This window comes from Pseudomonas sp. GM102, assembly GCF_000282555.1.
Classification (GTDB): Bacteria; Pseudomonadota; Gammaproteobacteria; order Pseudomonadales; family Pseudomonadaceae; genus Aquipseudomonas.
In genome coordinates this window covers 14,139-34,784 of record NZ_AKJB01000115.1, presented here as the reverse complement: position 1 = coordinate 34,784, position 20,646 = coordinate 14,139, and the positions used below count along the sequence as shown (strand labels likewise).

At 58.8% G+C, this 20,646-nt stretch carries 22 protein-coding genes and 1 pseudogene; 11 read left to right on the top strand and 12 right to left on the bottom strand.

The annotated features are described in order from the left end of the window. A partial coding sequence (locus PMI18_RS31640; protein WP_238542623.1) for a hypothetical protein occupies window positions 1-199 on the top strand: 199 nt, incomplete at its 5' end. A 30-nt stretch (window positions 200-229) separates the two neighbouring features. Here the strand turns inward: PMI18_RS31640 and PMI18_RS04730 are convergent. Next, window positions 230-814, bottom strand: coding sequence for a YajG family lipoprotein (locus PMI18_RS04730; protein WP_007905851.1), 585 nt, complete (start codon window positions 812-814; stop codon window positions 230-232). A gap of 205 nt (window positions 815-1,019) precedes the next feature. Here PMI18_RS04730 and PMI18_RS04735 point away from each other — a divergent pair, with 205 nt between their 5' ends. Both PMI18_RS04735 and mqo read left to right on the top strand, forming a co-directional pair. After that, window positions 1,020-1,253: a hypothetical protein gene (locus PMI18_RS04735; protein ID WP_007905849.1), complete on the top strand. Its 234-nt coding sequence runs from the start codon at window positions 1,020-1,022 to the stop codon at window positions 1,251-1,253. A gap of 741 nt (window positions 1,254-1,994) precedes the next feature. Beyond that, window positions 1,995-3,503, top strand: a complete 1,509-nt coding sequence (gene mqo, locus PMI18_RS04740; RefSeq protein ID WP_007905847.1) for a malate dehydrogenase (quinone) — start codon at window positions 1,995-1,997, stop codon at window positions 3,501-3,503. 199 nt (window positions 3,504-3,702) lie between these two features. Here the strand turns inward: mqo and PMI18_RS04745 are convergent, their stop codons facing one another. From PMI18_RS04745 to PMI18_RS04755, 3 genes are all read right to left on the bottom strand, one after another. After that, window positions 3,703-3,990 carry a PA4642 family protein gene (locus PMI18_RS04745; protein WP_007905845.1) on the bottom strand — a complete coding sequence of 96 codons (288 nt, stop codon included), beginning with the start codon at window positions 3,988-3,990 and terminating at the stop codon, window positions 3,703-3,705. Between the two features lie 63 nt (window positions 3,991-4,053). Next, complete coding sequence (locus PMI18_RS04750; RefSeq protein WP_007905843.1) at window positions 4,054-4,539, bottom strand: hypothetical protein; 486 nt, start codon at window positions 4,537-4,539, stop codon at window positions 4,054-4,056. A 162-nt stretch (window positions 4,540-4,701) separates the two neighbouring features. Next, a complete protein-coding gene (locus tag PMI18_RS04755) occupies window positions 4,702-5,259 on the bottom strand; it encodes a hypoxanthine-guanine phosphoribosyltransferase (RefSeq protein WP_007905841.1) in 558 nt (185 codons plus the stop codon). Between the two features lie 177 nt (window positions 5,260-5,436). On the opposite strand from PMI18_RS04755, the gene upp reads away from it, so the two are divergent. Together upp and PMI18_RS04765 are read left to right on the top strand one after the other, a co-directional pair. Further along, window positions 5,437-6,075 carry a uracil phosphoribosyltransferase gene (gene upp / locus PMI18_RS04760; protein ID WP_007905839.1) on the top strand — a complete coding sequence of 213 codons (639 nt, stop codon included), beginning with the start codon at window positions 5,437-5,439 and terminating at the stop codon, window positions 6,073-6,075. 2 nt (window positions 6,076-6,077) lie between these two features. After that, complete coding sequence (locus PMI18_RS04765) at window positions 6,078-7,352, top strand: uracil-xanthine permease family protein (RefSeq protein WP_007905837.1); 1,275 nt, start codon at window positions 6,078-6,080, stop codon at window positions 7,350-7,352. 86 nt (window positions 7,353-7,438) lie between these two features. On the opposite strand, the gene hemH is transcribed toward PMI18_RS04765, so the two are convergent. Both hemH and PMI18_RS04775 read right to left on the bottom strand, forming a co-directional pair. Further along, window positions 7,439-8,461, bottom strand: coding sequence for a ferrochelatase (gene hemH / locus PMI18_RS04770; RefSeq protein WP_007905835.1), 1,023 nt, complete (start codon window positions 8,459-8,461; stop codon window positions 7,439-7,441). An 8-nt stretch (window positions 8,462-8,469) separates the two neighbouring features. After that, entirely contained in the window at window positions 8,470-9,378 is a 909-nt protein-coding gene (locus PMI18_RS04775) for a TIGR01777 family oxidoreductase (protein WP_007905833.1), read from the bottom strand. Window positions 9,379-9,574: 196 nt separating this feature from the next. Here PMI18_RS04775 and PMI18_RS04780 point away from each other — a divergent pair, with 196 nt between their 5' ends. From PMI18_RS04780 to PMI18_RS04805, 6 genes and pseudogenes are all read left to right on the top strand, one after another. After that, window positions 9,575-10,561 (top strand): NAD(P)/FAD-dependent oxidoreductase, encoded by a 987-nt coding sequence (locus PMI18_RS04780; protein WP_007905831.1) that lies wholly within the window; start codon window positions 9,575-9,577, stop codon window positions 10,559-10,561. Window positions 10,562-10,779: 218 nt separating this feature from the next. Further along, window positions 10,780-11,322, top strand: a pseudogene (locus PMI18_RS04785) (YbgA family protein); the annotation flags it as partial. Next, window positions 11,319-12,260, top strand: a complete 942-nt coding sequence (locus PMI18_RS04790; RefSeq protein WP_007905828.1) for a MerR family transcriptional regulator — start codon at window positions 11,319-11,321, stop codon at window positions 12,258-12,260. The pseudogene PMI18_RS04785 and the gene PMI18_RS04790, both read left to right, overlap by 4 nt. Before the next feature lie 34 nt (window positions 12,261-12,294). After that, complete coding sequence (gene phrB / locus PMI18_RS04795) at window positions 12,295-13,743, top strand: deoxyribodipyrimidine photo-lyase (RefSeq protein ID WP_007905825.1); 1,449 nt, start codon at window positions 12,295-12,297, stop codon at window positions 13,741-13,743. Between the two features lie 67 nt (window positions 13,744-13,810). Continuing rightward, window positions 13,811-14,587: an SDR family NAD(P)-dependent oxidoreductase gene (locus tag PMI18_RS04800; protein ID WP_007905823.1), complete on the top strand. Its 777-nt coding sequence runs from the start codon at window positions 13,811-13,813 to the stop codon at window positions 14,585-14,587. Window positions 14,588-14,647: 60 nt separating this feature from the next. Then, window positions 14,648-14,953 carry a YkgJ family cysteine cluster protein gene (locus PMI18_RS04805; RefSeq protein WP_007905822.1) on the top strand — a complete coding sequence of 102 codons (306 nt, stop codon included), beginning with the start codon at window positions 14,648-14,650 and terminating at the stop codon, window positions 14,951-14,953. Between the two features lie 176 nt (window positions 14,954-15,129). On the opposite strand, the gene PMI18_RS04810 is transcribed toward PMI18_RS04805, so the two are convergent. The 6 genes from PMI18_RS04810 to hemA all read right to left on the bottom strand — a co-directional run bounded on the left by PMI18_RS04810 (window position 15,130) and on the right by hemA (window position 20,501). Then, window positions 15,130-15,648, bottom strand: coding sequence for an acyloxyacyl hydrolase (locus tag PMI18_RS04810; protein ID WP_007905819.1), 519 nt, complete (start codon window positions 15,646-15,648; stop codon window positions 15,130-15,132). A 120-nt stretch (window positions 15,649-15,768) separates the two neighbouring features. Further along, complete coding sequence (murI, locus tag PMI18_RS04815) at window positions 15,769-16,560, bottom strand: glutamate racemase (protein ID WP_007905817.1); 792 nt, start codon at window positions 16,558-16,560, stop codon at window positions 15,769-15,771. Further along, window positions 16,553-17,308 carry a molybdopterin-synthase adenylyltransferase MoeB gene (locus PMI18_RS04820; RefSeq protein ID WP_007905815.1) on the bottom strand — a complete coding sequence of 252 codons (756 nt, stop codon included), beginning with the start codon at window positions 17,306-17,308 and terminating at the stop codon, window positions 16,553-16,555. Before PMI18_RS04820 ends, murI begins: the two co-directional genes overlap by 8 nt. Further along, window positions 17,302-18,132, bottom strand: coding sequence for a peptide chain release factor N(5)-glutamine methyltransferase (prmC, locus tag PMI18_RS04825; protein WP_007905814.1), 831 nt, complete (start codon window positions 18,130-18,132; stop codon window positions 17,302-17,304). Before prmC ends, PMI18_RS04820 begins: the two co-directional genes overlap by 7 nt. After that, entirely contained in the window at window positions 18,133-19,215 is a 1,083-nt protein-coding gene (gene prfA / locus PMI18_RS04830; RefSeq protein ID WP_007905812.1) for a peptide chain release factor 1, read from the bottom strand. Then, a complete protein-coding gene (hemA, locus tag PMI18_RS04835) occupies window positions 19,212-20,501 on the bottom strand; it encodes a glutamyl-tRNA reductase (RefSeq protein ID WP_007905810.1) in 1,290 nt (429 codons plus the stop codon). The genes prfA and hemA overlap by 4 nt, the downstream gene beginning before the upstream one ends. Window positions 20,502-20,646: the final 145 nt, after the last annotated feature.

The following is a 20,646-nucleotide window of genomic DNA, read 5'->3' as shown; positions in this document are numbered from 1 at the left end:
CGCTTGGGGCGAGACCTTTTGGGTACTTTTGGGGCGTTTGCCAAAAGTGCCTCGCCGTAAGGGCGAAACCATAAGCCGCCGTTACCGCAGCAACGGATATGTACACCACCAACCAAAACATGGTCGGCCCAAAGGCCGCCATCGCAACCAAGACCGCAAAGGACACAAAGGACACAAAAAAACCCGGCGCCATCACTGACACCGGGTTCTTTAAACAAGAAGCAAACCGTTACTCGGCAAGCACCTGACCAATCGTCGGGTCCTTGAACAAGCGGGTCAACGCATCACTCAACACATCACTGACCAGCTTGGTATTGGTTTCCTGATTCGGCGCCATGCCAAAACGCTGATCGAGCGACGCGCCGTAGCGACCGCTATAACGACGGTTGGCATTCTGCACATCCGAACGGAACGTCGCGCCAATCGTTGCCTCAGTCACATACAGGCCTTCCTTGGGCGACTGATACTTCAGCTCAGCCAGGGTCACCGTCAATTGCGGTGCATTCAGCGCATTGGCCGTCGGGGTAAAGCCCAGCAAGCGCACGGCCGCTTCAGCCTGAGCCTGCAACTTCGGCAGAATCTGCGCGCCCTGCACGGTGATTGCACTGGTCTCCGGATACAGACCACCACGAGTTCCCAGCGTTGGCGACGGACGACCGTCCACCACACGCACCACCACCGGCTGGCCACGGCCGACCGGCGCCAGCTGAGCTGTCAGCTTGGGTTCCGGGTTCAGTTGTTGCGGGCTGTGGGCGCAGCCGACGAGGGTCAAACTGGTCACAGTGATCAAACCGAACAACAGGCGTTGCAACATGCTCTTCTCTCCAGAATCAGGCACAAACAGGCCCGCAGTATAGCGGTGCGCCACTGCGGCGAACTAGCTTCGCACAACGATTACTGAAATCTCTGACAAACACGGCGTAGCGCGGTTCCTGTCACACATCTGTCACCGACCTTACACATGCACGTCATGGCTCACTGGCAACCTTCACAGCAGTCACCCCACAAGGTACTTTGCCATGCGTTTTCTCATCTCAATGTTCGCGCCACGTCCACTGCATCGCTGTTTTGCCCTGCTCGACCGCGATGGCCGCTGCCAGGCATTCAAACAGTGCAGCCTGCAGCCCATGGGCGATGGCTGGGTCGAAATCGAAGAAATCCGCCTCAACTGGCTGCACCATCCCCTGCCCGCCAGCGCCCGTGTCAGCCAGCGCCAGCCACATGCGCGGGCACAACAACTGTTGACCACCTGACCGGACGCCTAATAAAAGTCATTAAACACGACCATTTCCCTGCGTTTCTTAGATACAATCTCCCCCCGATTATAAGGACGTCTCCTGATCGGGCCTCGCAGCATCGTCAATGCCTCGGTATTGACACCCCCGCACCGCCCACAGAGAGCCGCCCACACAGATCGAGTGAAGCTGGCGCGCTTGCTGTTCCCTAAGCAAAAACACCACTTTTCGCGAATCTGCAGAGCTGTCATTACGCTCGGTTACTGAGCTGTTTGCCCGTTTTGCTTGTCATGTATCCCATGGCGGCAATCCATCCGGGCACGGTGCCAGGCTGGGACAGCCCTTTTTTGAGGTTCACGTCTTCAAAAGAGCGTGAAAAAAACGGGTTTTCACAACTTCACAAGAGTGTGGCGAGCAAATGAATAGTTTTGCGTCTGAACATGCACCATTAGCGTCTACAACAGCCCAACGACACAGGACCGAGTATTCCTCGAACACCGGAGCCTGAAGCCTGTCCGCTACGGATTTGGTTGCACAAACGGATGTCTCGACCATAAGTCGAATTGCCAGCTGCGTGCCGAAATGAGTTCATGTGACTCTTGAAGCCAGGCCGCATGCATCCGTCGAAGTTGCAAAAAATTGCGAAGATTCGGACATGGCGATCCTGGCCATGGGTACCTGGGGCATCACTGACATCGCCCCGGAACGCCTGGCAGCTATGCCGACAATTTGGTGCTGCAGATTTTGGAGACGCGTTAAATGGCGCATAACGAAGCAGTCGACGTAGTACTGGTTGGGGCCGGCATCATGAGTGCCACCCTTGCGGTACTGCTCAAAGAGCTCGACCCCGCGATCAAGCTGGAAGTCGTCGAGCTGATGGATTCCGGTGCCGCGGAGAGTTCCAATCCGTGGAACAACGCCGGTACCGGTCACGCCGGGCTGTGTGAGCTGAACTACACGCCGCAGGCCGCCGACGGCACCGTCGACATCAAGAAAGCCGTGCATATCAACACCCAGTTCGAGGTGTCGAAGCAGTTCTGGTCCTACCTGACCAAGAAAGGCACGTTCGGCTCGTGCAAGTCGTTCATCAGCCCGGTGCCGCACCTGAGCTTCGTGCAGGGCGACGACGGCGTCTCCTTCCTCAAGGAACGTTTCAAGACGCTGAGCAAACACCACGCCTTCTCGGACATGGAATACACCGAAGACAAGGCCAAAATGGCCGAGTGGATGCCGTTGATGATGCCAGGCCGCGCGCCTGACGAAGTCCTCGCCGCCACCCGTGTGATGAACGGCACCGACGTCAACTTCGGCGCCCTGACTAATCAATTGCTCGCGCACCTGACCAGCGCACCCGATGCCCAGGTCAAGTACTGCAAGCGTGTGACTGGCCTGAAGCGTAACAACGGTGGCTGGACTGTCAGCATCAAGGACGTCAATACCGGCAACAGCCGTGAAGTCGACGCCAAGTTCGTGTTCCTCGGCGCTGGCGGTGCGGCACTGCCGCTGCTGCAAGCCTCGGGCATCGAAGAAAGCAAAGGCTTCGGCGGTTTCCCGATCAGCGGCCAGTGGCTGCGTTGCGACAACCCGGAAGTGGTCAAGCACCACCAGGCCAAGGTCTACAGCCAGGCCGCCGTCGGTTCGCCACCGATGTCCGTGCCGCACCTGGACACTCGCGTGGTCGACGGCAAGAAGTCCCTGCTGTTCGGACCTTACGCCGGTTTCACCACCAAGTTCCTCAAGCATGGCTCGTTCATGGACCTGCCGATGTCAGTCCGCGCCGGCAACATCGGCCCGATGCTGGCCGTGGCCAAAAACAACATGGACCTGACCAAGTACCTGGTCAGCGAAGTGATGCAGTCGATGGAACAGCGCCTGGAATCCCTGCGTCGTTTCTACCCTGAAGCGAAAGCCGAAGACTGGCGTCTGGAAGTGGCCGGTCAACGGGTGCAGATCATCAAGAAAGACCCGAAGAAAGGCGGCGTTCTGCAGTTCGGTACCGAACTGGTCGCGGCCAAGGACGGTTCGCTTGCAGCCCTGCTCGGCGCCTCGCCAGGCGCTTCGGTGACTGTTTCGATCATGCTTGAGCTGATCGAAAAATGCTTCCCGAACAAAGCTTCCGGCGAATGGGCTGCCAAACTGGCGGAAATCTTCCCGGCTCGGGAAAAGGTTCTGGAAACCGACGCTGCGCAGTATCGCAAGATCAATGCGCACAACAACGTCGCGCTGGAACTGGTTGAAGCCAGTAACGAGACCGAAAGCTACGCTTGATTCGTCGCATAAAAAACGCCCCGTCCTCATTGAGGGCGGGGCGTTTTTTTGTGCGGTGAAACAATCATTGTGGCGAGGGAGCTTGCTCCCGCTTGAGTGCGCAGCGCTCACAAAAATCTGCGTCGTTCGCAGAATTTTGGGGCCGCTGCGCAGCCCAGCGGGAGCAAGTTCCCTCGCCACAAATGCCGGTGTGTTGACGTTAACCGCGAGCCTTGTCGATCAACTCGATGTACTCCGCCGCGTTACGCTGATCCTTGATCAGGGCGACGAAGTCATTGCCGTGCTCATCCTTGCCATTCAGGTCATGGCCGGCTTCAACAAAGAACGTCAGAAAACGCTCGAAGTCATCGATACGCAGGCCACGGTACGCCTTGATCAGTTTGTGCAGCGACGGTGAAGTGGCATCGACCGGCTCAAAATCGAGGAACAGCTTGATCTGTGCATCGCCGATCTCGTCACCAATCACTTGCTTCTTATCTTTACGCATTGCCGACTCCAGCTCGCAGACATTTCACGGGGCGGGCAGTTTACCCCTGCCCGGGCGTAAGGCTCAACGCGGACGAACGCTGCCAGTGTGCAGATCGGCCCAGATATGGCCGTTGGCGTAGCTGAGGAACTGGCAATACACCGTGTCATTGCGCAATAAATCGATTACCACCCGGTACTGGGCCATTGGGTAGAAGAGCGTCAGGGTTTTGCTTTTTTCGTCGTAGATCGGCTTCTTCAGGCTTTTGCTTTCGCCATCGAAGTTGACCAGCACCTGGCTGATGGTCGCGCCCTTGTTCAAGGATTTGCCCTTGAGGCGGATCAGCAATGGCGATGTGACCGGGATCGGCTGTTGGTTGGACTGGCGCTGGCTGCCGATCACCACCGAATACTCGGTGACCTGCAACAGTTGCTGCTGCTCGGGCTCGGCGTCGCGCAGGGTCAAGTCGTCCGGGGGCAAAAACTGCGAATGCATCGGCGACGGTGCGGCTGCCAAGGGCAGGCTGAGGGTCAGCAACAGGGCGGCGCAGCTGCGGATCAAAAGGCTCATGACAGGCTCCGGGGGCGGGGCCGAGCACTCTAGCATGGGTGTACGAAAACTCTTCTGTGGACACCGATCCCTGTGGGAGCGTGGCTTGCCCGCGATAGCGATCTATCTGACACGACGCAATCGCGGGCAAGCCCGCTCCCACAGGAAAGGGGATAGCCGGGCTTACATGCCTTTAACGGCAAAAATCCCGTTGGCGTTACGCCAGTAGCCTTTGTAGTCCATGCCGTAACCGAAGATGTAACGGTCGATGCACGGCAGGCCGACGAAATCGGCTTTCAGGTCCGGGCGAGCCTTGCGGTCGTGGTCCTTGTCGATCAGCACGGCAGTGTGCACTTTGCGGGCGCCAGCGTGTTTGCAGAAGTCGATGATCGCGCCCAGGGTGTGACCTTCATCGAGGATGTCGTCGATGATCAGCACGTCACGGTCAATGAACGAGACTTCCGGCTTGGCTTTCCAGAACAGGTCGCCGCCGCTGGTTTCGTTGCGATAGCGAGTGGCGTGCAGGTAGGACGCTTCCAGCGGGAATTGCAGATGGGTGAGCAGCTTGCCGGCGAAAATCAGGCCGCCGTTCATCACACAGAACACCACAGGATTGCTTTCAGCCAGTTGTTCGTTGATGTGTGCACCGACGCGGGCGATGGCCGCCTCGACTTCAGCTTCGGTGTACAGGCAGTCAGCCTCTCGCATGATTTGACGGATATGCTCGAGATCAGCGGACATGGCGCTCTCCAAGGGGGTTTGAGGGGGAGGGACGGATTCGGAAAAGCGGGCAAAGGTACGCATCAAGCGAGGCCAGATCAAGCGTTTGTGGACTAACGTTCTGTATGTCTATAGGACAACACCCTCGGATAGATTAATCTAGGCCGGTTTTTTTGCCCGCCGCCGGAGCCTTTCCCCATGCCCATCCTTGAGATCCGCCATCCGCTGATCCGTCATAAACTTGGCCTTATGCGCCGCGCCGACATTAGCACGAAGAATTTCCGTGAGCTCGCTCAGGAAGTCGGTGCCCTGCTGACCTATGAAGCCACCAAAGACCTGCCGCTGGAAAGCTATGACATCGAAGGCTGGTGCGGCACGGTGTCGGTCGAGAAAATCGCCGGCAAGAAGATTACCGTGGTGCCGATCCTGCGTGCCGGTATCGGCATGCTCGAAGGCGTGCTCAGCCTGATCCCGGGCGCCAAAGTCAGCGCCGTGGGCGTGGCCCGCAACGAGGAAACCCTCGAAGCCCACACCTACCTTGAGAAACTGGTACCGGAAATCGACGAGCGTCTGGCGATGATCATCGACCCGATGCTCGCCACTGGTGGCTCGATGGTCGCCACTATCGACCTGCTGAAAAAGGCCGGTTGCAAGGACATCCGCGCGATGGTCCTGGTGGCTGCCCCTGAAGGCATCGCCGCTGTAGGCAAAGCTCACCCGGACGTGATGATCTACACCGCCTCCATTGACGAAAAACTCAACGAACACGGTTACATCATCCCAGGCTTGGGCGATGCCGGTGACAAGATCTTCGGCACCAAGCAGAAGGACGCTTGAGCATGCAGCAAGCGTTCAACGATCCACTCTGGCGCACGGTGCTGTCAGGTGCACAGATGCTGTTCGTGGCCTTTGGCGCGCTGGTGTTGATGCCGTTGATCACCGGCCTCGACCCAAACGTGGCGCTGTTCACCGCAGGTTTGGGGACGATTCTGTTCCAGATCGTCACCGGGCGTCAGGTGCCCGTGTTCCTGGCATCGAGCTTTGCCTTCATCACGCCGATCATTCTCGCCAAGGGCCAGTTTGGCCTGGCGGCGACCATGGGCGGGGTGATGGCGGCCGGTTTCGTCTACACCTTCCTCGGCCTTGCCGTGAAGATCAAAGGCACCGGGTTCATCGACCGCCTGCTGCCACCGGTGGTGATTGGCCCGGTGATCATCTCCATCGGCCTGGCCATGGCGCCGATCGCCGCCAACATGGCGATGGGCAAGGCTGGCGATGGCACTGAACTGATTCCTTACCAGACAGCGATGTTGATCTCGATGCCGGCGCTGTTGACCACCCTGATTGTGGCGGTGTTCGGCAAAGGTATTTTCCGCCTGGTGCCGATCATCTCCGGCGTGTTGGTGGGTTTTGCCATGGCGTTCTATTTCGGCGTGGTCGACACCGCAAAGATTGCTGCTGCACCGTGGTTTGCGATTCCACAGTTCACGGCGCCGGAATTCAACTGGCAGGCGATTCTGTTCATCGTTCCGGTAGCCCTGGCGCCGGCGATCGAGCACATCGGCGGCGTGATTGCCGTGGGTAGCGTGACGGGGCGCGATTATTTGAAGAAGCCCGGCCTGCACCGCACATTGCTCGGCGATGGCATTGCTACCACCGCGGCCGGTCTGTTCGGCGGCCCGCCCAACACCACCTACGCCGAAGTGACTGGCGCGGTGATGCTGACCAAAAACTACAACCCGAAAATCATGACCTGGGCCGCAATCTTTGCAATCAGCCTGGCGTTCATCGGCAAGTTCGGCGCCCTGCTGCAAAGCATCCCGGTGCCGGTGATGGGCGGGATTCTCTGTCTGTTGTTCGGTTCGATTGCCGCGGTGGGGATGAACACCATGATTCGCCACAAGATCGACCTGGGCGAAGCACGCAATCTGGTGATTGTCTCGGTGACGCTGGTGTTCGGGATTGGCGGCGTACTGGTCGGCACCGGTACCGGCCCGGATGATTTCGGCCTCAAAGGCATCGCGCTGTGCGCGGTGGTGGCGATTGCGCTGAACCTGTTGCTGCCGGGCCATGACAGCTGGAAGCACAAGAAGGCGGATGAGCCGCTGATCTAAGCAGGTCTCAAGAACGCCATCGCGGGCAAGCCCGCTCCCACAAGGTCAGCGCAAAACCTGTGGGAGCGGGCTTGCCCGCGATGCTTTTAAAGCGCCAACGGCGCTCTCTCACACAATGCGTTCAACGCCTTCGCCCACTGCGGATCATCGTTGAGGCACGGCACCAACACCAACTCCTCCCCTCCCGCTTCGCGGAACTGCTCCTTCCCGCGATCACCGATCTCTTCCAGGGTTTCGATGCAATCGGCGACGAACGCCGGGCACATCACCAGAACTTTCTTCACGCCACTTTTGGCCAACCCATCGAGGCGCGCTTCGGTGTAGGGTTCGATCCACTTGGCCCGGCCCAGACGCGACTGGAACGACACCGACCACTTGCCATCCGGCAGGCCCATGCGCTTGGCAAACTCTGCGGCGGTGCGCAGGCACTGACCGCGGTAACAGGTCGCGACCACTTCCGGCGGCGCACCGGCGCAGCAATCGCCACCACCTTCGAAGCTGTGACCCGGATTGAGCTTCTTCAGGTGCCGTTCCGGCAAACCATGAAAGCTCAGCAGCAGATGATCGTAATCCTGCTGCAAATGTGGCGTAGCGCTGGCCACCAGGGCATCGAGGTATTCCGGCTGATCGTAGAACGGCTGGAGAATCGAGAACTGCACGTCGAGTTTCTTTTCCCGCACCACTCGCTTGGCTTCTTCGATCACCGTGGTCACGGTGCTATCGGCGAATTGCGGATAGAGCGGCGCCAGGGTGATTTTTTTGTGACCCTGAGCCGCCAGACGAACCAGCGTCGACTCAATGGATGGCTCGCCGTAGCGCATCGCCAGCTCCACCGGGCCGTGGCTCCATTGCGCGGTCATGGCCCGTTGCAGACGACGGCTGAGCACCACCAGTGGCGAGCCGTCCGCCCACCAGATCGACGCATAAGCGTGGGCCGATTGTTCCGGGCGCTTGATCAGAATCAACGACACCAGCAAACGCCGCACCGGCCATGGCAGGTCGATCACATACGGGTCCATCAGAAATTGATTGAGGTAGCTGCGCACATCCGCCACCGAGGTGGAAGCGGGTGAACCCAGGTTGACCAGAAGCAACGCGTGATCGGTCATGCAACGTCCTATTTCTCAAGGCGGCTGGACACATCGTCCAACGCCGCGCGCAAATCAGTGAACTGGAAAGTGAAGCCCGCTTCCAGCAAGCGAGCCGGCATGGCCTTCTGGCCACCCAGCAGCAACAATGACAACTCGCCCAGGCCCACCTTCAACACGAGGGTTGGCATCGCCATGAACGTCGGACGATGCAACACGCTACCCAACGTTTGGGCGAATTCGCGATTGCGCACCGGCTTGGGCGCGCAGGCATTATATGGACCGCTGGCCTCATTGCGGTGCAGAAGAAAATCAATCAGGGCGATTTGATCCTTGATATGAATCCACGACATCCACTGCCGACCACTGCCCAGAGGCCCGCCCAGCCCCAGTTTGAACGGTAACAACAACCGCGACAAAAAGCCGCCCTCGGCGGACAGCACCAACCCGGTACGAATGAGGATCACGCGAATGCCCAAGGCTTCGGCGCGCTGCGCGGTTTCCTCCCAGGCGACGCACAACTGGCTGGCGAAATCATCAATGACCGGTGGAGATTCTTCAGTCAATTCCCGCTCACCACCGTCGCCGTACCAACCGATCGCGGAGCCAGAAATCAATACCGGCGGTTTCTGCTCGCGGCTTTCGAGCCAGGCCAGCAGGGTTTCGGTCAGGGTGATCCGGCTGCTCCACAACAACGCCTTGCGTTTGTGCGTCCAGAGCCGATCGGCAATCGGTGCGCCCGCGAGGTTGATAATTGCATCCACCGGTTCTTCACCCAAGTCCTCAAGTCGTGCGATTCCACGTACCTGAGTGCCACAGACTTTGGCGACTTTTGCAGGCGTGCGACTCCAGACCGTCAGGCGATGTCCCTGGCTCAACCAGTGTTGGCAGAGTTGACGTCCTATCAAACCAGTACCGCCGGTCAGCAATATGTGCATGACATCTTCCTCGCGTGGCGTTTTACCCTGATCACTAGTCTATTTTTATAAGCAGGGATCTTTGGTATTGGGCAGGCTCTGTGCTTAACAATAGGCCAAGCTGTCAGAACGAGGACGCTAAAAGTTATACCAAAAAACAATATTGTACAGGTTTGAACCACGGCGTAGTCTGTACAGAAAGGTAAACGAGGCCCCTATGACTGTACCTATCGCAATCATCGGCACCGGCATCGCCGGACTCTCAGCCGCCCAGGCCCTGACGGAGGCCGGGCATGTCGTTCAACTTTTCGATAAAAGCCGCGGCAGTGGCGGACGCATGTCGAGCAAGCGCAGCGATGCGGGTGCTCTGGACATGGGCGCGCAATATTTCACTGCTCGCGACCGTCGCTTCGTCACCGAAGTCCAGCGCTGGCAAGCCAACGGCTGGGTCGCCGTATGGACGCCGCAGCTCTATACCTTTCACGGCGGCCAGCTCAGACCTTCGCCGGACGAACAGACACGCTGGGTCGGCACGCCACGCATGAGCGCGATCACGCGCGGCCTGCTCGGTGATCTGGAAGTGCATTTCGCCTGCCGCATCACCGAGGTCTATCGCGGTGAAGAACATTGGCATCTGCAAGACGCCGAGGGTTTCACTCACGGCCCGTTCAGCCATGTCGTTATCGCCACGCCAGCCCCTCAGGCAACCGCGCTGCTGGCGGCCGCGCCGAAACTCGCCGGGGCCGCTGCCGGGGTAAAAATGGAACCCACTTGGGCCGTCGCCCTGGCGTTCGACACGCCACTGGAAACCGCCATCGAAGGTTGCTTCGTGCAGGACAGTCCGCTGGACTGGCTGGCGCGCAACCGCAGCAAACCAGGACGCGACACCACCCTCGATACCTGGGTGCTGCACGCTACCAGTGCCTGGAGCCGGCAGCATATCGACCTGCCCAAGGAAGCGGTGATCGAGCAATTGCACGGTGCTTTCGCCGAGCTGCTGCACGATGCCATGCCTGCTCCGACCTTCAGCCTCGCTCATCGCTGGCTCTACGCCCGGCCGGCCAGCAGCCATGAATGGGGTGCCTTGGCCGATGCTGATCTGGGCCTGTATGTGTGCGGCGACTGGTGCCTGTCTGGCCGTGTCGAAGGTGCCTGGCTCAGTGGTCAGGAAGCAGCCCGCCGACTGCACGAACACCTGCAGTGAATTGAATCAAGTCCAGCCCATCGCTGCTGTCGACATGGGCAGCAGCCCCGCAAAAACCTATACAAAAAAATTGACTTGTACACCCTTGGATCTATGCTGAAGGGCATGTTGTACAGAAATATAACTCTGTACAGGTTTAGATTCGAGGTGCTCCGATGCCTGCACAGTCAGCGACCCATTCGAAAATCGCCATCAGCGGCCGCATCCTTTATGACTATGCGCGGCATCCCGATTTGCCGGTGGAAGAAGAAGGCCAGCTCAACGATCCGGTACTGCGGGAAAACTTCCTCACCCGCGTGCTTGCCTACAGCGAGTGGCAGCAATTGCTGCAAGCAGGCCTGACCCGACGCGGCCTCACGGATTTTCACTCACGCTACAAATACCTGTTGATGGCCCACAACCCGGTGCAATACAAAACCCTGGGCAACTTGCTGGGCAATATGGGCCAGTCCGATCTCGAAGAGCTCGGTCCGCGCTATTTCAGCAAGCTGATGGCGGCCCTGGAAAAATGCGCCACACGCCGTACCCACACCAACGTGCTGCAGCATCTCAGCGGCTATCTCAAACGAGCCATCAGCGCTGAAGACAAACAGCAAGTGCAGCACGTCATCGGCCAGTATCGCCAGGGCATCGTGCCGCTGGAGGTGCCATTGACGCTGCTCAAACACTATTTTCGCCAACACCCGGATCCATACATTGCGCAACAGGTTTACCTGCAACCGCATCCGGAAAACCTCAGCCTGCGAAACGCAATTCAATGAAAAATCCACCGGACACCAGCGCCAGCGAAGACCTTGGCAGCGACTTCAAGAAGGCCCTGGACGCTGGTTGGCTACCCATTCGTGAAGTGGCCCGGCAAACCGGGGTCAATGCCGTCACCTTACGCGCCTGGGAACGGCGCTACGGGCTGATCGTGCCCCAGCGTACGCCCAAGGGGCATCGGCTGTTCTGTGCCGAACACGTTCAACGGATCCTGACGATTCTCACCTGGCTCAATCGCGGCGTAGCTGTCAGCCAGGTCAAACAACTGCTCGACACACCTCATGGGCTTACCGACCCCATCGGGAACGATTGGCTGGTGCTGCGTCAGACACTGCTGCAAGCGGTCACTCAACTGGCCGAGCGCACCCTCGATGACACGGTGAATCAGGCGATGGCGCTGTATCCGCCACGCACCTTGTGTGAAAAATTGTTGATGCCGTTGCTGGCGGAACTGGAACAACGCTGGCAAGGCCAGTTCGGCGCGCAGATGGAGCGGGTGTTTGTTTATTCCTGGTTGCGCAGCAAATTCGGCGCGAGGATCTACCATAACAACCGTCAGTTGCGCACCGCGCCGCTGCTGCTGATCAATCACTCGGACCTGCCGCTGGAGCCTCATCTGTGGCTCACGGCCTGGCTGATCAGCAGCGTCGATTGCCCGGTGGAAGTCTTCGACTGGCCACTCCCCGCCGGCGAACTTGCGCTGGCGGTCGATTACCTGCAAGCCCGCGGCGTACTGCTGTATTCCAGCAAAGCCATGAATCTTGCGCATCTGACGAAACTTTTGAATGGCGTCAGTTGCCCAAAAATGATTGCCGGACCAACGGTGTGTATCCACCACATCGAGTTATCCGCAAGAACCACTGCCATTGCTGATTTGTCCCTGGCCGAAGACCCGTTGTCGGCCCATCAGGGCCTGATTCAGCGCGGGCTCATTTAATGACGCTTTTTTAATGGATCGTGCGGATACCACCATGCAATTGATCTGGCTGCGCAGCGACTTGCGTCTACACGACAACACCGCCCTCTCGGCCGCCGCAGCCCGCGGCCCGAGTGTGGCGGTGTATTTGCTGAGTCCGCAGCAATGGCTGGCGCATGACGACGCGTCGTGCAAAGTGGATTTCTGGCTGCGCAACCTCATCGAGTTACGCCAAGCGCTGGGCGCCCTGAACATCCCGCTGCTGATTCGCAAGGCGTCCCTCTGGGAAGAGGCACCGAAGGTTTTGCTCGAGTTGTGCCAGCAATTGAAGATCGACGCAGTGCACGCCAACGAGGAATACGGCATTCATGAAACCCGTCGTGATGCCGCGGTGGCCCAAGCCCTGAAAGCCCAAGGCATCGACTTTTACCGCTACCTCGATCAACTGCTGTTCAAGCCTGGCACCGTGCTGACCAGAACCGGCACCTATTTCCAGGTCTTCAGCCAATTCCGCAAGGTCTGCTACGAACGCTTGCACGCATCATTACCGAGATTGGTTACCGCCCCCGCCATCCAGGCTCCGCTGGGTATCGCCAGTGACGAACCGCCCTCTCGGGTCGAGGGTTTCGACACGCCCAGCGACAGTTTGCGTGCTCTCTGGCCGGCCGGCGAAAGCGAGGCCCGACGCCGCCTCGAGACCTTTACCGACACACAGATCGACTATTACCACAGCGAGCGTGATTTCCCGGCAAAACCCGGCACCAGCCAGCTCTCGGCCTATCTCACCGCCGGGGTCATCTCCCCTCGCCAGTGTCTGCACGCCGCGTTGCAAAGCAATCAGGGGGAATTCGAAAGCGGCAAGGTCGGTGCCGTCACCTGGATCAACGAGTTGCTGTGGCGAGAATTCTACAAACACATTCTGGTGGGCTACCCACGGGTTTCCCGGCACCGCGCCTTTCGCCCGGAAACCGAAGCCCTCGCCTGGCGTGACGCCCCGCAAGACCTCAAAGCCTGGCAACAAGGCCGTACCGGCCTGCCGATCATTGATGCCGCCATGCGCCAATTGTTGGAAACCGGCTGGATGCACAATCGCTTGCGAATGGTCGTGGCAATGTTCCTGACCAAAAACCTGCTGATCGACTGGCGTGAAGGCGAGCGTTTCTTCATGCGGCATCTGATTGACGGCGATCTGGCGGCGAACAACGGTGGCTGGCAGTGGAGTTCGTCCACCGGCACCGATTCGGCGCCCTACTTCCGGATTTTCAACCCACTGAGCCAGTCGGAAAAATTCGACGCCGAAGGAGTTTTCATCAAGCATTGGTTGCCGCAGATCAATGGAATGAACAAAAAAGACCTGCACAATCGCGCGAGACTCGAGGGATTATTCGGTGTGACGGATTATCCATCGCCAATCGTCAACCTGAGCACTTCCCGCGAACGGGCCTTGGCCGCGTTCAAGAACTTGCCATCCCGACAGGGTTTATCACCCCCGGAATTAATTTGATGCCGTCGCATTGCGTTATAAATACGGTATTGAGCCGGGAAACTATCTGCTTAAAAAGGGAATTGGGATGACTCTTACACCTCCAAGGCGATACTGGTTGACCGGCGCCAGCAACGGCATTGGTGCCGCTTTGGCCGAAGAAATACTGAAAACCGGTGCTCACCTGGCTGTCAGCTCCCGCTCATTGGCGCCATTGAAAGCCCTGTCTCAGCGTTACCCCGGACAAGTGCTGGTGGTCGCGGGTGATTTGACCAACGGCCAACAGGTACGCGAAATCGGCGAGCAGATTGCCAAGGAATGGGGTTCTCTGGACACCATGATCCTCAACGCAGGCACCTGCGAATACGTCGACCCCAGTCAGTTCGACTCGTCAATCATCGAGCACATCGTGCGTACCAACCTGCTTGCCAGCAGCTATTGCATCGAAGCCGCCCGGCCCCTGCTGCAGACGGGCACTACGCCGCATCTGGTGGGCATGGCCAGTTCGGTGACCTATCTGCCCCTGCCACGGGCTGAAGCCTATGGCGATTCAAAGCCCGGGTTGCGTCACCTATTCGAGTCCTTGCGCATCGACGTGGCGCCGGAAAACATCGAAATGACCGTGGTCAGTCCAGGGGTTATCAATACATCTCTGAACGACGACCTCTCGTTACACCTCGACTGGTCGGCGGACAAAGCTGCGCGATACCTCTTCGGCATGCTCAAGCACCGTCCACTGGAGCTCCCCTTACCGGAATTGCTCATGCCTGTCCTTTGGCCTCTGCCGCAAAAGTCTGGCCAGACGGAACTGGAAATCGGCAAGCGCATGGAGCGAAACAATCCGCCGTTCGACGATCGGCTGTGAAGTCTAAGCGTCCGTCAGGCCTTTCACACAGCGTGGGCCCACTGCCTTACACTGCGCGCCATGAAAACCATTCCCCACACGCAAATCGCCGAGCCTGCGGTCACCTGTTCGACCTGCGCAGCCTGCTGCTGTCAGCTTGAAGTCATGTTGATCACCGACACCGGCGTGCCCGAGCGTTTTATCGATACCGACGATTGGGGCGGGGAAGTCATGCTGCGACTGGATGACGGCTGGTGCGCCGCGCTGGATCGCAACAGCATGATGTGCACTATCTACGAAAAACGTCCGCTGATTTGCCGGGAATTCGAAATGGGCGCACCGGAATGCATCACCGAACGCCAGGGGATTGCGACGGCGTATCGGTGACGCCCGATACCAACGTGGGAGCGACCTGTGGCGAGGGGGCTTGCCCCCGTTCGGCTGCGAAGCAGTCGTAAATCCTTTACATGCGGTTTAACTTTGAAATGCCGGGGTCGCTTCGCAACCCAACGGGGGCAAGCCCCCTCGCCACAGGTTGCTCCCACATTTAAAACATCGCAGGCTTACAACGGCATCGTGTAATGCAGCGAATAACTCTCTACACCATCGTTCGGGCTGCTGATCCCTGCATTGGAATAGTGCGTGGCGCGAATCCCGACTTCATGTCCCCCGGTAAAGCGCAGACCAAACCCGAAACGGTCTTCAAACTGAAAGGCACTGCCCAGTTTGTTGTCTTCGACTTCAGTGTTGGCAAACACCGCGATACCGATACCCGCTTCAACGTAGGGTTTGATGGTCTCACCGGCAAACTCATACACCAGCACCGGCGAGAACGACACACTGTGATTGCTCGACGTTTCATCGCCCTCCCAATAGGTGTAAGCGCCGCTCCAGTAGCCGGTCAAGCGACCGATATCACTCTGCAACCAGCTCTTGTCCCAGTCGAATTGCATGCCCAGTCGGTAAGTCATGGTCGAATCGCTGGTCTGGCCGACCCCGAATTCCACCCCTGCTGCCTGCGCGGTAAAACTGTGCCCCATCAATGCGGTCGCAATCGCGGCCAAGCAGAATAGTCGCTTCATTAGAAACATCCTTTTCCGAACAATTTCGTATGGTTTTTATGCTGCCCAACAGACAAAGCTATAGAAGTTGAAGCTTGATCAGAAGTTCAGCTCAATTATTCGTGTCATCTCTTTTTTTATCTACAAGTCGAAGCTTTGCACAACACCCGTCGAATGCCACAAAACCGGCAAGATATTTCTGAAATGTTCCGTATCCGCGCTCGACCAGAACCGGGTAGCGCGAGCAGGTCCCTCGGCCAGCAACTCACGCTCGGCCAACAATCGTTGAAGCTGCCGTGCAACAGCGGCACCGGTATCGATCAGGCAGATATTCTGGGGGAGCAACTGCTTAAGCAGAGGCTTTAGGAAAGGATAATGCGTGCAGCCAAGAATGATCGTGTCTGCACCTGCAGCCAGCAGCGGATCGACATACCCCTGCAGCAACTGACGCAATGCCTCGCTGTGCAAATCGCCATTTTCAATCAACTCCACCAGCCCTGGGCATGGCTGAGTGATGACTCGCACATCGGCGGCGAAACGGTCGAGCAAGGCGGCGAACTTGGCACTCTGTAAAGTGCCGGTGGTGGCGAGTACGCCAACTACTCCGCTGCGCGTCGCCGCAGCAGCCGGCTTCACCGCGGGCTCCATGCCGACGATGGGCCACTCGGGGAAATCGCGCCGCAAGTCCGCAACACCCGCGACGGTCGCGGTGTTGCAAGCGAGCACCAGCGCCTTGGCGCCCTGCTGCTGAAAAAACTGCGCCATGACACTGCAACGCTGACTGATGAATGCCGGTGATTTCTCACCGTAGGGAATATTCCCGCAATCGCCGAGGTACAAAAGAGACTCGTTGGGCAGCAACTGCTGGATCTCGGCCAGCACGGAAAGTCCACCGACGCCTGAATCGAATACAGCAATCGGCGCTTCACGCATGGCTTGACCCGCAGACACTGCAGCCCGGATCACGCTTGACCCGCAATTCACGGAAGCGCGTGCCCAAGGCATCGATCAATAACAGGCGCCCCACCAGCGGTTCACCGAACCCCACCAGCAATTTCAGCGCTTCTAGGGCTTGCAAGCTACCGACCAGGCCCACCAGCGGACCGAGTACGCCGGCCTCGCTGCAGGTCAGCTCGGCTTCGCTGCCGTGCCCGTATAAACAGTGGTAGCACGGGCTTTGCGGACGACGGGAGTCGAAGACCGACAATTGCCCTTCCAGCCGAATCGCCGCACCGCTGACCAGCGGTTTGCGCGCAGCCACACACGCGGCGTTGACCGCTTCGCGGGTGGAAAAATTATCGGAACAGTCCAGCACCAGATCCACCGCCGCCACTGCCGCCGCCAAAGAGTCTTCATCCAGGGCGGTGCGATGGGCAATCAGCTGAATCTGGGGATTGATCGCGGTCAGGCGACGGATCGCCGAATCGACTTTACTCAGGCCGACGCTGTCGGTGTCGTGAACGATCTGGCGTTGCAGATTGGTCAGGTCGACCGTGTCGAAGTCCGCCAGATGCAACTCACCGACACCGGCCGCAGCCAGGTACAGCGCCACCGGTGAGCCAAGACCGCCGAGGCCGACAATCAGCACACGGCTTTCCTTGAGCCGTAGCTGGCCGTCGATGTCGACGTGTTGCAGCAGAATCTGCCGGCTATAGCGCAATAATTCCTGATCATTCAGCACGGCAAGCGCCCCAGACTGATGCGTTCGTGACCGCCCAGATCGGTGCGGCTATGGACCTCTTCAAAGCCGCGGGTCAGCAGCAAATCGCGCACGGCCTCGGCTTGATCGTAACCGTGTTCGAGCATCAACCAGCCACCTGCCTCAAGATGATCCGGTGCCTGATCGACGATCAGACGCAAATCGTCGAGCCCATCGACGCCGGCCACCAGGGCACTGGCCGGTTCGAAGCGAACGTCGCCCTCCGCCAGATGCGGATCGGTCGAAGCAATGTAGGGTGGATTGCTGATGATCAATTGAAAACGCTGGCCTTCCAAAGCGCTGAACCAATGACTACTCAGCACCGTGGCGTTGTTCAGGTGCAGCCGCTGGCGATTGCGCTCGGCCAGGGCTACGGCTTCCAGCACGCGATCCACGGCGGTGACTTTCCAGGCCGGGCGTTCGCTGGCCAAGGCCAGGGCGATGGCACCACTGCCGGTGCCCAAATCGAGCACCAAGGCCTGTGTGGCCGGCAACAGTTCCAGCGCGGTTTCTACCAGCAATTCGGTGTCGGGACGTGGAATCAGCGTGTGAGGCGCGACTTCCAGGTCGAGTTTCCAGAAGCCCTGCTGCCCCAGAATGTAAGCCACCGGCTCACCACTACGGCGGCGCTGCAGGTACTCGGCAAACTTCAGGGATGCTTCACTCGGGACGATACGTTCAGGCCAGGTGTGCAGAAAACTGCGGGACTTGCCCAAGGCAGCCGCCAGTAGCAATTCGGCATCCAGACGCGCGGTGGGCGAGTCGGGTAAATCGGCGGCGCGCAACAAGCTGGCAATGATCGTCATTTACTCACCTATCGCTGCCAATTGGTCGGCCTGGTACTCGGCCAGCAGCGGTTCGATCACCGCATCCACGCCACCGGCAAGAATTTCGTCGAGCGAATACAGCGTCAGGTTGACCCGGTGGTCGGTGACCCGGCCCTGGGCAAAGTTGTAGGTGCGAATACGCTCGGAGCGGTCACCGGAACCCACCAGCAATTTACGCTCGGTGGCGATGGCATTGGCCGCGGCGCTGGTCTGTTGGTCGTTAAGCTTGGCCGACAGCCAGGACATCGCCCGGGCGCGGTTTTTGTGCTGGGAACGTTCTTCCTGGCACTCAACGACAATACCGGACGGCAAGTGCGTGATACGAATCGCCGAGTCGGTCTTGTTGACGTGCTGACCACCGGCACCGGAGGAGCGATAGGTGTCGACCCGCAGATCCGCCGGATTGATCTCGATCGCTTCCTGCTCGTCCGGCTCGGGCAACACGGCCACGGTGCAAGCCGAGGTGTGGATGCGGCCCTGGGATTCAGTGGCCGGAACCCGCTGTACACGGTGCGCGCCGGATTCGAACTTCAACTTGCCGTAAACGTTCTCGCCTTCGACCCGGGCAATGACTTCTTTATAGCCACCGTGTTCGCCTTCATTCTCCGAGAGAATCTCTACTCGCCAGCCACGCCGCTCGGCGTAACGCGAATACATGCGGAACAGGTCGCCGGAGAAAATCGCTGCTTCATCACCACCGGTGCCAGCACGGATTTCGAGGAATACGTTGCGCCCATCGTTCGGGTCTTTGGGCAGCAGCATGCGTTGCAGTTGGGCTTCGATTTCGATCAGCTGCTCTTTGGCTTCGCGGACTTCTTCCACGGCCATTTCGCGCATGTCCGGATCGCTGTCCTTGAGCAGCGCCTGAGCCCCTTCGAGGTCACCCTGCACTTTAAGCAGCTGTTTATAAGTGCCAACGATCGGCTCGACTTCCGCGTATTCCTTGGAATAGGTACGGAACTTGTTTTGATCGGAAATGACCTCGCCGTCGCCAAGCAGGGCGGTCAATTCCTCGAAACGGTCCTGGAGGATGTCCAGCTTATTGAGCAGTGACGCTTTCATTGCGGTTTCTTATCCGAAAAGCTATCCGATGAGCCCTCACCGAGGGCAAAGAGTTCCTGGGCCATGGCCAGCGCATCGAGGCGGCCTTCGGCAGAGAGCTTTTTCAATTGCACACTCGGAGCATGCAAGAGTTTATTGGTCAGGCCGCGGGCCAGTTGCACCAGCACGTCTTCGGCGCTGCTGCCATTGGCGAGCATGCGCTGGGCTTTAAGCAATTCTTCGTCACGCATGCGCTCGCTTTGTTGACGATAGGCCTTGAGCACATCCACCGCCGCCAGTTCGCGCAGGCGAACCATGAAATCTTCGGCACCGACCGATACCATCTCTTCGGCGGCTTGGGCTGCGCCCTGACGGCTCTTGAGGTTTTCGGCGACCACTTCGTGGAGATCGTCGACGCTGTATAGGTAAACGTCGTCCAACTCGCCGACTTCCGGCTCGATATCCCGAGGAACGGCGATATCCACCATGAAAATCGGCTTGTGCTTGCGCAATTTCAAGGCACTTTCCACCGCGCCTTTACCGAGAATCGGCAACTGGCTGGCGGTGGAACTGATAACGATGTCGCTGCGCACCAGTTCTGCCGGGATGTCCGAGAGCAGCACTGCGTGGGCGCCGAACTGCTCGGCCAGAATGCTCGCGCGCTCCAGGGTGCGGTTGGCGACCACGATTCGCTTCACCCCCAGCTCATGCAGATGACGGGCGACCAGGGTGATGGTCTCGCCGGCGCCGATCAGCAAAGCCTGGCTGCGTTGCAAATCACTGAAAATCTGTTTCGCCAGGCTGACCGCGGCAAACGCTACGGATACCGGGTTTTCGCCGATGGCGGTGTCGGTTCGCACCTGTTTGGCCGCATTGAATGTGGCCTGGAACAGCCGCCCGAGCAACGGACCGATGGTGCCGGCCTCGCGAGCGACCGCGTAGGCCGATTTCATCTGACCGAGAATCTGCGGCTCACCCAACACCAGCGAATCGAGCCCGGAGGCAACCCGCATCATGTGACGAACTGCCGCATCATCTTCATGCACATAAGCGCTCGCGCGCAGCTCATCGAGGCTCAAATGATGGTAATCGGCCAGCCAGCGCAACACGATGTCAGCCGAAAGGTGATCCTGTTCTATATACAGTTCACTGCGATTGCAGGTGGAGAGGATCGCAGCTTCGCGGCTGTCGGTGAGTCGGCAGAGCTGCTGCAAGGCCTCAACCAGCTGCTCAGGGGTAAAGGCCACGCGCTCGCGGACGTCTACTGAAGCAGTCTTGTGGTTAATACCGAGTGCAAGGAAGGCCATTCAAGGTCGCTGATGGTGACGTGAAGCCGACAATTGTCCTACTTCGACAGAGCCAGAACAACCACTCGATCTCTATCGCTCCTGTAAGAACTGTCAAAGGCTGCGATCCGTTCTCGTTTACAAGGGCGCCGGGCTTGTGGGGATT